The following is a 14047-nucleotide window of genomic DNA, read 5'->3' as shown; positions in this document are numbered from 1 at the left end:
GAAGTGAAAAAGTGAAGGTCAAACATTGTTCCTGCCGATTTTGGGGCTGAGAGTGCGGGTGGTGCAGGATGTTGCTGTGCAGAAGTGTTGGTAGTTTAAAGGCAATTAAGGGGCGGTTTAGAGCGTGGGACACTCAGCATTAGGGGCGATCGCCCAAAAAAAACCACGCCAAGCAACTTGGGTACCCTCAAAAAACCGAGGTGATAAAAACCGTAAAATTTTAACCTCTGATGAGATTTACCAACTAAGATCGCAAACACAGTCTATGTATAGCATTGTAGTTGTTGAATTAAATAATAATAATTATTTTTTGCCATCGCGGTTTTTGTTGTTCAATTATTTGTATGCTATAATAGTCGTCTCGACTGCCTTATGACAAATAAAAAGGTATATGACATCAGTTTTGAGATCGACCGCAAAGCGAAACGGCTTTAAAGTTCTCTTGGTCGAAGACAATCAAGCCGAAGCCGATCTGATCGAAGAATTATTATTAGAAACAAATGTCAGCAGACAGAGTAGCCAAAGGCTGTCTGTAAGCTGTACAGACCGTCTCAGCAAAGCGCAGCAACTTTTAGTCGGCGAACATTTTGATGTAATTTTACTAGACCTTTCGCTGCCCGACAGCCAAGACTTAAGTACAATTGTCAAAATGCAAGAATACAGCCTGAATACTCCGATCGTGGTACTGACAGCGCACAACGACGAACAACTCGCCGTGCAGTCAATTCAAGCAGGCGCTCAGGATTATCTAGTCAAGCGAAAAATCGACAGCGAAGTGTTAATGCGATCGCTCCGCTACGCAGTCGAGCGGCAGCACAATCAGCAAGCTTTGCAAAAAAGTGAACAAAAATATCGCTCGGTAGTCGAGAATTCCCTAGTCGGAATTGCTATCATTGCTCCTCCAAATCTGCCCTCCGAACCCGAAAAATGCCAGTGGTTGGAAGTTAACGATGCTTTGTGCAATTTGCTCGGATATGAACGCCAAGAACTTTTGCACGGAAATTGGGAGAGGTGGGGCATTCCTGAAGACTCACTAGCCAGTTTAGAGCAGTTAAATAAAATTTTGGTAGGGGAAAGCGAAGGCTATGTTTTAGACAAAAGGTGGCGCAAAAAAGACGGTAAAATAGTTTATACTCGGGTTTCTATGCGCTGTATTCGCGGGCGTGATGGCTCGATCGACCGGATGGTTAAAGTAATTTTGGACGTGAGCGATCGCTACCGCTACGAAGCTGATTTAAAAGCATCAGAAGAGTTTTTGAATCACACGATTAATGCTACTCCTGACCCGATTTTTGTCAAGGACGAGCAACATAGGTGGGTTGTCTTAAACGATGCTTTTTGCGAATTGATGGAAAAAGGGCGTTCGGAACTGATAGGTATGTCGGGATACGGTTTTTTGCCCGCGGCACAAGCTGATTTGTTTCGAGAGCAAGATGAGCAAGTATTTGCCAAAAGCATTCCTCAGGAAACGGAAGAGATTTTTACAGATTCTTCGGCAAGAAAACGGATTATATCTACTAAAAAAAGTATTTTCAACAAAGCCGACGGCACTAGAATGTTGGTCGGAACAATGCGAGATGTAACCGAGTACAAGCGCCAGCAAATGGCGTTGCAGGAAAGCGAAGCTCGATTTCAAATCATGACGGATAATGTGCCGGGAATGATTTATCAATACCGACTTAGTGTAGATGGTCAAACATCTTTTACTTATGTTTCTTCTGGCAGTTGGCAACTCTACAATTTACACCCAAAAGAAATAGAAGAAGATGCTGGCTTGGCTTTTGCAACTGTTCACCCCGACGACATCTCAGACTTGCAGCGATCGATCGCAACTTCAGCGACGACTCAGCAGGCGTGGCAACATCTGTGGCGGCAAGTTATGCCAGAGCGAGTCAAATGGCTGCAAGGCGCCGCTAAACCCTCGAAGCAAGCCAACGGCGATATAGTTTGGGATGGTTTGGTGATGGATGTCACTGAATTAAAACAAACTCAGCAAGAGCGCGATCGCTTTTTTAATATTTCCCTAGATTTACTTTGCATTGCAGGTTTTGACGGCTATTTCAAACGCTTGAACCCCGCTTGGTCAAATTTATTAGGTTACAGCCGAGCCCAACTTATGGCCAAACCTTTTCTATATTTTTTGCATCCCGAAGACGGAGCAATAACTCTAGCTAGATTAGAAGAACTTAAAAATGGCAACCCAGTTATTAACTTAGAAAACCGCTATCTTTGCCAAGATGGTACTTATAAATGGCTGTCGTGGACGGTATCACCATTTGCCGAAGAAGGTTTGATTTATGCAGTTGCCCGCGACATTACATCGAGCAAGCAAGCAGAAGCTGAATTACGCAAGAGCGAAGCCACTAACCGCGCTCTCTTAAACGCGATACCTGACATGATTTTTCGCTGTCGCGCTGACGGCACTTTTGTATACTTTAAACCCGCAAAAGACCTCGACACGCTGGTACCGGACAATATATTTATTGGCAAAAAAGCACAGGACATACTGCCTGCTGCTTTTGCTGAAAAAATTTGGTCTGGCAATCAAAAGGCGATCGATACTGGCGAGATTCAAGTAGTCGAATATCAACTCCCAGTTAAAGATGCACTGTGCGATTTTGAAGCGAGATTTGTCTTCAGCACGGATGACGAAATTATTGCGATCGTCCGCGACATCACTAACCGCAAACGTTTCGAGTCAAAACTCCAGCTACAAGCCGCAGCCATGGCAGCGGCTTCCGAAGGTATTGGTATTGTCAATCCCAGCGGAGAGGTGATTTATGCCAACGCAGCTAAGCTCAAAATCTACGGTTACAGTTCTCTAGAAGAAATGTTGGGCAAAAGTTGGAAAATATTTTATGAAGGTTCAGAACTTCAAAGGATCGAGCGGGAAATTATGCCTGTTTTAGCCCGCCAAGGTTATTGCAGCACTGAGGCATTAGGCTGCCGCCGAGACGGCTCAAAATTCCCTCAAGAAGTGTCGCTGACAATGCTGCCGGATGGCGAAATAATTTGCCTTGTTCGCGATATTGCTGCGAAAAAGAAAGCCGAAGCAGAGTTGCAAGATAGCAAGCGCTTCGGCGATCGCATTGCTGAGGCAAGTCCTAATATTTTGTATGTTGACGACTTGATAGAACAAAAAAATATCTATGCAAATGCTTCTATTTACCAGATTATTGGCTATACAGTTGAGGAAATTCAGGCAATGGGGCCGTGGATGATGTCAACTTTAATGCACCCGGAAGATGCGCTCAAAATGCCTGATTATTTACAGCAAGTCGCCACGGGTATAGAAGGGGATATCTTTGAAATTGAATACCGCGTCCGGCACAGGGATGGTTCTTGGCGCTGGATTGTCAGCCGAGATACTGTGTTTGCCAAAACCGCAGACGGCAAGTTAAAACAAATTCTCGGCACGGGAACTGATATTACTGAAAGCAAGCAAGCAGAAGATGAAATTAAGCTGTTGTTGGCCGCAAGTCAAGCAATTAGTCAGTCGGCAGATTTTCACAGCGCCCTCCCTGAAATCCTGCGGTTGCTGTGCAATGCGATCGGCTGGAATTTTGGGGAAGCTTGGATACCTGCTGCTAACGGTACTGTTTTGGAACACAGCAAAACTTGGTACGCTAGCGATCGCGATTTAGATAGCTTTGGCCGCAAAAGTAACAAAATTCGACTCGCTCCTGGCTTGGGAGTGCCGGGACGGATTTGGTCAACCCGAAAGATAGAATGGGTTGAAGATGTTTGTGAAGTCAATAACTCATTTTTTGCCCGATCGCAAATCGCGGCAGCAGTCGGATTGAAAGCTTGTTTTGGAGTGCCAATCCGCGCTAATTCTCAGGTGCTGGCAGTTTTACTATTCTGCAAGCGCGAGCGATCGATTATGGAGCCGCGTATAGTAGAATTGGTCAAGGCGGTAGCGACTCAGTTGGGTTCTCACATTCAACGCAAACAAGCTGAAGAAGAATTGCGCCAAAGTGAAGAACGCTGGCAGTTAGTTCTTAAAGGCAATCAAGACGGAATTTGGGATCTGAATCTTCAAACAAATGAAGCTTTTAGATCGGCCCGCTGGCAAGAAATTATCGGTTACGCAGAGGGTGAAATCGACCGCAGCAACAGTGAATGGATCGATCGCATTCATCCAGACGATCGCGATCGAGTGCAAGCCACAATCCAAGATTATCTCGATCGCCAAGCCCCCAATTACGCAGCCGAATACCGCTTGCAGTGCAAAGACGGCAGCTACAAGTGGGTGCTCGCCCGCGCTCAAGCAGTCTGGGATGAAGCCGGAAACCCGCTGCGGATGGTGGGTTCGATGACGGATATCAGCGATCGCAAAGCAGCAGAATTAGCTTTGCTGCGGGTCACTCAAGCCGTGGAAAGTACCAGCGATGCGATCGCGATCGCTGACTTGAAAGGGCGGTCTATTTACCACAATCAAGCCTTTATTCAGCGTTACGGCTACACGGTGGAAGAACTCAACGAACTCAGGGATAGTGCCGCCCTTTACGTCCGACCTAAAACTTACAAACACATCTACAAAAACATTCGCAAAGGTCGCTCTTGGTGCGGTGAGGTTGCGCTGCGTACTAAGAGCGCCGAAGCTGTTACTGCTCTGGTGCGAGCCGACACCATTAAAGATAAAAATAGCCATTCGATCGGCTTGATTGCAGTAATTACTGATATTACAAAACGCAAAGAATCGGAAGCACTTTTGCGCCATCAATTAAAGCGGGAACAGTTGGCATTAGTCATGCTAGAACGCATTCGCTCTTCTCTGAATCTCGAAGAAATTCTCACTAATGCAGTCAAAGAAGTACGACAGTTTTTGCAAGTAGACCGGACAGTTATTTACCAATTCAAACCGGATTGGAGCGGGTTTATCGCAGTCGAGTCGGTTGATAATAATTCCCGTTCAATTATTGGAATGGAAATTTACGATCCTTGTTTTGGGGAAGCCTACGTTCCTCTTTATCAAGATGGCAGAATTAGAGCCACAGAAGATGTTTACAATGCTGGTATCGCCGACTGTTACTTGAGTTTGTTGGCTCAGCTCGAAGTCAGAGCGAGTCTGGTAGTGCCGATTTTGCAAGGCGAAAAATTGTGGGGGCTGTTAATTGCCCACCACTGCACGGCTGCGCGTCCCTGGCAAAAAATTGAGGCAGATTGCTTGAAACAATTGGGGGTGCAGTTGGCGATCGCCATTCAGCAATCGACGCTGTTTGAACAAGCACAAACCGAAATCTCTGAACGCAAACTAGCAGAAGCTGCCCTGCAATCAGCCGTATTAGCTGCCGAATCGGCTAGCCGCGCTAAAAGCGACTTTCTCGCCAACATGAGCCACGAGTTGCGGACGCCTTTGAACGGTATTATGGGATACATTCAACTGCTGAAATCCGATCGCAATTTAACACCCGAACAACAGGAGAGCTTGCACAGCGCTCACCAGTGCTGCAACCACTTACTGACGCTCATTAACGACGTTTTAGACCTAGCAAAAATTGAAGCTAGTAAAATGGAACTGTCTGTCACAGAAGTGGATTTACCGAGTTTGGTAAAAGGTACTGTTGATTTGTTTCAAATGCGATCGGATCAAAAAGGGATTCGGTTTAATTACGAGGCGCTATCTGAGATCCCAAGCTGCGTGTTGGTTGATGAAAAAAGGCTGCGACAAGTTTTGATGAATTTGGTGGGTAATGCGGTTAAGTTTACTAAGAGCGGCGCCGTGACATTTAAAGTCGGTTATGTCGAGAATTTTGCTAAAAATTTAACTGCAACAAACTCGATAAATTCCAGTTTGACGCCCCCGGTGGCTGACAGGAGGATAAATTTGAGGCTGAATCCACCAGCGGAACATCAGCCGATCGCCCCAGCAGCAACAGCCGACTCCACAGCCCCAAATCAACAGCAATTACCAATTGCTAAAATTCGCTTTCAAGTCGAAGATACCGGTATTGGCATCGGAGACAATAAATTAGAAGAAATATTTTTGCCTTTTCATCAAGTGGGCGATCGTCACAATTTCGTCGAAGGTACCGGACTGGGACTTTCCATCAGCCAAAAATTAGTCACCATGATGGGGAGCCAAATTCGGGTGCAAAGTACCCCCGGCCAAGGCAGCACATTTTGGTTGGATCTAGACTTACCCGCAGTCGCCCAGTCTTCCGAAATCCGCTCCGCACCTGAAAAACGCCGGCTTGTCGGTTTTAGCGGCGGCCAGCGCAAAGTGCTGATCGTGGACGATCACGAAGTAAATCGCGCTATGCTGCACAGGCTGCTTTCTCGTTTGGGCTTTGAAATTGCACAAGCCACCGACGGCGAAGACTGCTTGCACAAAGCACAGGAATTTGTACCGGATCTAATTTTAATGGATTTGCTGATGCCCGTAATGGACGGTTGGGAAGCTACCCGGCGGCTGCGACAGTTGCCGAAATTAAAAGATGCGGTTATCCTTGCTTTGTCCGCTAGTGTTTACGAGACTACCAAGCAAGAGAGCATACTTGCAGGTTGTGATGATTTTCTTACTAAGCCGATTCAAACTAACGAGCTTTTAGAATTATTGCGCCTGCATTTGAGACTAGAATGGATTTACGAAGACCCAGCGGAAACCAAAAAACGAAAACCTCAAACTCCCAAAGCATCATCCGACATTGCTGCTGCTGACTCAACGATGGTATCTCCTGCCTCAGAGTCGGTCTTAGCGCTGTTAAGACTCGCTGCAATGGGCGATATAGAAGCTATTCTGGAGGAAACAGCTAAACTCGAACATTCTGACCCCACATTAGTGCCTTTCGTCCATCACTTGCGCCAACTTGCTAAAACATTTCAGCTCAAGCAAATTCGAGATTTTTTGAAGCAACACTTGTCCTAAAATTAACGGTAGCTAACACAAAACTTAAAATCAATTAAATCTCGCGCCCAAATTCTCATTGTCGATAACTCAATGCGCTTGGGTTAAACCGGATACCCCCGCCGTTCGATCCCTGCTCCCCTTTCAAAAACGAGGACAGGATCCTGCTCTTGCGTCCCCGCTTTTGATGCAGAGTAAGGGGTATGTGAGGCGGATATCCGGGAAACAAACACTGTTAAGTCAACAGTATTGCCCTACAACCGCGGTGGCAAATAGAAGCATCTACGAAGCAATCAGGTTTCGAGAACCCCCGCAAATCGCCCGAATGCGATTTCAATTCACAACCGACAGCTCACAACTAAATTTTTTTAATGTTTCCCTTGAATATGAACGATAAAAATTCCGAAAGAAGCATCATACTAATTGTTGATGACAACCAAACCAATCTCGACGTACTTTTCGAGCTGTTAAGAAATTACGGCTTTAAAGTATTAGTCGCTCTCGACGGCGAAAGTGCGATCGAGCAAATTGAATACATCCATCCAGACTTGATACTTTTGGACATCATGATGCCAGGAATTGACGGTTTTGAAACTTGCCTGCGTTTGAAAGCAAACCCGTCAACCCGAGACATTCCGATCGTATTCATGAGCGCTCTTTCCGAGACGCTGGATAAAGTAAAAGGCTTTCAGACAGGAGCCGTTGACTACATCACTAAGCCATTCCAGCACGAAGAAGTGTTGAGCCGCATTCAAACTCACCTGACAATCCGCACGTTGCAAAAAAAACTCGAAGAAAAAAACCTGGAACTTGCCCACCTCAACCACAACCTGGAAAGACTTGTCGAACAAAAAACCAAGCAATTGATCGACCAGGAAAAAACAGCCATCATCGGACGTTTGACCCAGGGAATGGTTCACAACCTCAAAAGTCCGCTGCAAGTGATTCAGACTAGCGTCGATTTGATTGAAACACAAGCCACAAAAATTCAAGAAGAATCGCTGTTTAATTATACTAAATATATTTCTCAAGCAGTCACAAAAATCAATCAGATCATGGATACTCTGATGATGAAAAGCAGAAAAGAGCAAAACCAAGATTTGCAGGCTGTGAATATCAACGATTTAGTACAGCGCGAAATTCAGTTATTGGAAGGCAATCTTTATTTTAGAAACAAAATTAGAAAAAAATATTTTTATGATGAGCAAATTGAGAGCATTCCCTTAATTTATTCCTATATTTCTCAAGTATTTTATAATTTAATCAATAATGCAATGGATGCGATGTGGGAAAGAAAAAGCCGGGAACTAACTATCGTAACTCGGCAAGACGAATCGAGCATATACATGGATATTGCAGATACGGGCTGCGGCATAGCACCTGAAAATTTCTCAAAACTTTTTGACCCTTTTTACACCTCAAAGCCACCTAAAGGCGAGGAAAAAATCGAAGGTGAACCGACAGGAACAGGCCTCGGACTTTATACTTGCATTGAACTTTTAAAACCTTTTGACGGCGAAATTGCCATTAGCAGCAATGTCGGACAAGGTAGTGTATTTACAGTTGTGCTTCCCAAACAGCAGAAAAGTCGATCGGCTTAACTGAGTAAAATCATGTCGGGTTGTACAACTATAATTAAGTTCATAATTAGGTTTGTAGTGAGGACTTTAGTCCTTCTTTATCTCAAAGCAAGGACTAAAGTCCTCACTACAAACTGGCGTTAATTCTCAGTAATTCAACGGATACAATCTCCTGTTCCGTAAATTCACTGTAATTTCCCTAGGTTCGCAGTCAGGACTTTAGTCATTCTCGATCCGCGCTGTTTTGCCTTGCCCCTTGCTATTTTTCTGCCAAATGTTGTAGATTTAAAACAGAGTTGATTTGTAATATCGGTAAGAGTGTCATAATTTTGGGCCAGTAGGTTTGGGGCGAGGCCGGCAACTTACCACCAACAACTCAATTCTACAAATAAATCTGGAGGCTCTGCAAGTATCCAGCGCACTCCTTCGCCTGCGTTTCAAGTTCGCCCAAAATCAGCTAGATAGCTGTATCGGCTGCTGAATTTTTTTATAATAAAAAACAACCAAATGACCTTTGTTTTTGAGTCAAGTTTAACGCCTAGTTGCTTGAAAATTATGTTAGTAGAAGACTGTGCGGAAGATGCAGAACTAATTCAAGCACTGCTCTCCGATAGCCGACTGGGAAAATCTATTGAGACGACTAATGTAGTTTGCCTCCGGGAAGCTAGAGAAATTTTAAGCTGCCAAATTTTTGATCTAATTTTATTAGACCTTTCACTTCCTGATAGCCCCAAAAATCATACTTTTTTCCGGCTGCAAGATTGCGGGATAAATATTCCGATCGTGATTCTGACAGTCGCCGACGAGGAAGAATTGGCTGTGGAGTTAATTGCGGCTGGCGCTCAAGATTATCTGGTGAAAACAGAGACAGACAGTCGGCTGCTGCTGCGGGCGATCGAGTGTGCGATCGCCCGCCACAAACGGCAAACCGAATGTCACAAAAGTCTAGAAAAATACCAGCAGGTTGTTGACAATATCCAAGAAGTTGTTTTTGAAACTAATATTGCGGGCGATTGGACTTTTCTCAATCCGGCTTGGACGAGAATTACTGGATTTACTGTTGAGGAAAGTTTAGGAACTTCCTGTTTGAGTTACATTCATGCTGACGACAAATACCAATATTTAAATTGCTCTAGGAATCTGAGGAAAAATCCAGCATTATCCTGCTGCTATCAAATTCGATATCTTACGAAACATGGCACAATTCGCTGGGTGGAAGTCCAGGAAGTTTTGAGGGTTGGCGCTAACAGCGAGGCACTGGGAACGACAGGAACTATTAACGATATTACGGAGAAAGTTTTAGCAGTTTCAGAACTAGAAGCTAGTAAAGTTTTTTTGAATTATACGATCGATGCAGTTGCTGACCCAATTTTTGTCAAGGACGAACAGCACCGCTGGATACTTTTAAATGATGCTTTTTGCAAGCTGATCGGCAAGCAGCGCGAGCAACTGCTGGGTAAGTCAGATTACGACTTTTTTTCAAAAGAAGAAGCTGAGATTTTTTGGCAAAATGACCAACAAGTGTTTGCGACGGGGCAAGAAAATGAGAGCGAGGAAGTATTTACGGACGCCAGCGCTGCCAAGCACATTTTGTCTACTAAAAAAACTGTGTTTGAAAATACTGACGGCAGTAAAAGTCTGGTGGGGATAATTCGAGATATTACTCAGGACAAGCGGAAACAGTTAGCTTTACAGGAAAGCGAAGCTAGAGTGGCACAACTTGCTGCCAATCTGCCGGGAATAATTTATCAATTTCGGCTCTCACTTGACGGTCAAATGTCTTTTCCTTACGTTTCTTCTGGGATTTGCGATTTATATGAATTGGCACCTGAAGATGTTCAGCAAAATCCCGAAATTATGTTCAATTTGCTTCATCGAGACGACCGCCAAAAATTCGAGGAATCTGTTGCTGTTTCGGCGGCAACTATGCAGCCGTGGCAGTATGAATGGCGCGCGATTGTGCCGTCGGGAAAACTTAAGTGGATGCGAGGGGTTTCGAGACCGGAACGAGTCGATCGTCCGACGCTAATAGGGCAGGAAGGGGATATTGTTTGGGAAGGCATAGTGCTGGATATTACTGATTTAAAACAGACTGAAGCAGCTTTGCGGGAGAGCGAAGCCAGATTTCGATCGCTAATTGAGAATATTCCCGGTGCTATCTGCCGCAGTCTGTACGATGCTGATTGGACGATGGTGTTTGTTAGCGATGAAATTGAGGCGATTAGCGGCTATCGGGCTGGGGATTTTCTGCACAACAATGGCTTGAGTTTTGCGAGCATTATTCATCAGGGCGATCGCGATCGGGTCGATCGACTCTGCCGAGCAGCGGTAGAGTCGAAACAGCCGTACTATCTAGAATACCGGATTGTACGGGCTGACGGAGCGGTGCGCTGGGTGTCGGAAAGAGGTCGGGCGACTTACAATCGAGAAGGGTTGGTTTTGTGGTTGGATGGAGCGATTTTTGATATTACCGATCGCAAAAACGCCGAAATGACTCTGTGCTTGATAACTCAAGCTGTAGACAGCGCTAGCGATGCGATCGCGATCGCAGATTTAGACGGCTATTCTATTTATCACAATCGAGCATTTATTCAGCGCTACGGCTATACAGTTGAAGAACTAAATAATGTCGGCGGCCCGGGAGTCATGTACGCCAAATCTCAAGAGTTGAGAAAGTTATTTAAGGTACTCAGGAAAGGTTTGTCATGGAGCGGTGAAATTGAAATCAAGGCTAAAAAGGGCGAAAAAAAAGAAGTTCTGTTGCGAGCTGACTGCATCAAAGATAGCGCCAGTCAACCCATAGGAATGATGGCAATTATCGCCGACTTCACAGAACTCAAGCGCGCCGAATCCGCATTAAAATTCAGTCAAGAGCGATTGCAGTTGGCAGTTTCAGCCAGCTCCTTGGGACTGTGGGATTGGAATATAGCTACTGGCGAAACTTATTTTGACGACCAGTGGAAATCAATGCTCGGTTACGCAGAAAATGAAATTGAAAACAACTTCCAAGCTTGGGAAAATTTACTGCATCCCGAAGACAAAATCAAGGCAAGAGAATCTTTGAATTTATATTTTGATGGTGACATCGAGATTTATGAATTTGAATTTCGGATGCTCAATAAATCCGGAAATTGGCAGTGGATTCTGGGGATGGGCAAGGTAGTGGAGCACGACGAGTGGGGTGCGCCGTTGCGGATGACAGGCACCCACAAAGATATCAGCGCCCGCGTGGGGGCCGAAGCCGAAAAAACGCAGTTGATCGCATCTTTGCAACAACTTACCCTGGAGTTGCAATACGCGCAAAAAATTGCCCGCATGGGGAATTGGGAATTTGATATTGAGACCGAAATTGTTAATTGGTCGGCCCAAGTGTTTCTAATTTACGGTAGAGAATTGAATCAACTGCCGACTATGGCAGAAATTTTAGAGCAAGTTCATGTCGATGACCGAGAAAGGGTTACAAGAGCTTTGCAAAAAGCCGTGAATGAAGGGATAGCTTTCGACATCGACTACCGCATCTATTTTTTACCAGCAGATATCCGGCACGTTAATTGTAAAGGTCAAGCTGTTAAAAACGAGTCGGGCAAAGTGGTGCGGCTGTTTGGTACGGAAATGGATATTACCGATCGCAAAAAAGCAGAAATTGCTTTGCAAGAAAGCGAACAGCGATTTCGAGCTGTATTTGAACAAGCGGCGATCGGCATTGTTAAAGTGTGGCCAGACGGTCACATTTTGAAGGCAAATCAAGGCTTTTGTAATATTGTCGGATACTCTGAATTGGAACTAAAAGCGCGAAATGTTTGGGATATTTCGCACCCGGAAGATGTAGGAGCAGATGTCGAGTCTAGCGAGCGACTGTTAGCTGGGGAAATTTTAAATTATTCAATTGAGAAACGCTTTATTCGCCAAGATGCTTCGTTTGTTTGGACTAATGTTGCTGTATCTTTGGTGCGGGATGGGTTTGGGGAACCGAGCTACTTAATTGGTGTGATTGAAGATATTAGCGATCGCAAACTTGCCGAGGCGATATTGCGCCAGCAATTAAAGCGAGAACGGCTGGTGGTAGGGATGCTGGAACGCATTCGCTCTACTCTCAATTTAGAAGAAATCTTGACAAAAACTGTTGCTGAAGTACGGCATTTCTTGCAAACCGATCGGACAGTTATTTATCGTTTTAATCTTGATAGGAGCGGTTTTGTAGCTGTTGAGTCTGTGGATGATAATTGGCTGTCGCTTCAGGGAATGAGTATTAACGATACCTGTTTTGAAGACGGCTATGCTTCTAGTTACCAACAAGGTCGTACTGTAGCTATTGATGATATTTTTAAAGCTGGTCTTTCCGAGTGCTACATTAATTTATTAAGTCAATTTCAGGTGCGAGCGAATTTGGTGGTGCCGATTTTGCAAGGCGAGAAGTTGTGGGGGCTGTTGATTGCTCATGAGTGCGTGGGGCGCCGCCGCTGGCTGGAAATTGAGGTGGAGTGTCTCAAACAAATTAGCGTGCAATTAGCGATCGCGATCCAGCAATCGACGCTGCTCGATCAAGCAGAAACTGAAATTGCCGATCGCAAACAAGCCGAGTCAGCGTTGCAGGAATCGGAAGCGCGAGAACGTTCAAAAGCGCTAGAGTTGGAAGCAGCGATTAACAAACTCAGAACTACTCAAGCTCACCTCGTTCAAAATGAAAAAATGGTAAGTTTAGGTCAGTTAGTTGCTGGTGTTGCTCACGAAATTAATAACCCAGTCAGCTTTATTCACGGAAATCTCAGTCCGGCTCGCCGTTACACTTTAGATTTGTTGGAATTGATTAAAGTTTACCAACATTACTGTCCTGATGCTCCGCGTGAAGTTTTGGATAAAATTGATGAAATTGACTTGGATTATATTGCTGAGGATATGCCGAAATTGTTTAGTTCGATGCAGGTAGGAACCGAGCGAATTGTTGAGATTGTCAAATCATTGCGAAACTTTTCCCGGTTGGACGAGTCCGCTAGTAAGTCGGTGAACATTCACGAGGGAATTGACAGCACTTTGATGATTTTGCAAAATCGGTTGAAATCTCACAGCAGCCGTCCGGCGATTGAGATAGTTAAAGATTACCAGCTATTGTCGCACGTTGAATGTTTTCCGGGTGAGTTGAATCAGGTATTTATGAATATTTTGATTAATGCGATCGATGCTTTGGAGGAACGGGACAAGGGGCGGACGATCGAGGAGTGCGATCGGCATCCGAGTACGATCGCGATTCGGACTTATGAGGCTGCTGCGGGCTTCGTAAGGGTATCTATTGCGGACAACGGGTGGGGGATACCGGAGTCGGTGCGATCGAGGCTATTTGACCCGTTTTTCACGACTAAACCTGTGGGTAAGGGGACGGGCTTGGGATTGTCGATTTCTCACTCGATTGTAGTCGATCGCCACGGCGGCCGATTGAGCTGTGTTTCGACACTGGGAGAGGGAGCGGAGTTTGTGATTGAAATTCCAGTGCGATCGAATGTAACTGTTACAACTTCAAATGTGCGGTAATTGGTAATTGGTAATGGGTAATTGGCAACAAAATTGTCAACAATCTATCACCCCTAGGGTGTAGGGTACGCACCAGATTAAACCCAGTGAT

The 14047-nt window shown here is 45.0% G+C and carries 3 protein-coding genes; all 3 read left to right on the top strand.

The window, feature by feature from the left end; all coding sequences use genetic code 11:
- The first annotated feature begins 391 nt into the window (after positions 1-391).
- Complete coding sequence (locus QZW47_RS09400) at positions 392-6871, top strand: PAS domain S-box protein (RefSeq protein WP_293126396.1); 6480 nt, start codon at positions 392-394, stop codon at positions 6869-6871.
- 350 nt (positions 6872-7221) lie between these two features.
- A complete protein-coding gene (locus QZW47_RS09395; RefSeq protein WP_293126394.1) occupies positions 7222-8451 on the top strand; it encodes a hybrid sensor histidine kinase/response regulator in 1230 nt (409 codons plus the stop codon).
- Positions 8452-8937: 486 nt separating this feature from the next.
- Positions 8938-13956 (top strand): PAS domain S-box protein, encoded by a 5019-nt coding sequence (locus tag QZW47_RS09390; RefSeq protein WP_293126392.1) that lies wholly within the window; start codon positions 8938-8940, stop codon positions 13954-13956.
- Positions 13957-14047: the final 91 nt, after the last annotated feature.

Source organism: Microcoleus sp. bin38.metabat.b11b12b14.051, assembly GCF_013299165.1.
In the GTDB taxonomy this organism is placed as follows: domain Bacteria; phylum Cyanobacteriota; class Cyanobacteriia; order Cyanobacteriales; family Microcoleaceae; genus Microcoleus.
Note: the sequence above shows the minus strand (reverse complement) of the source record. Positions and strands in the feature narration are given on the sequence as shown.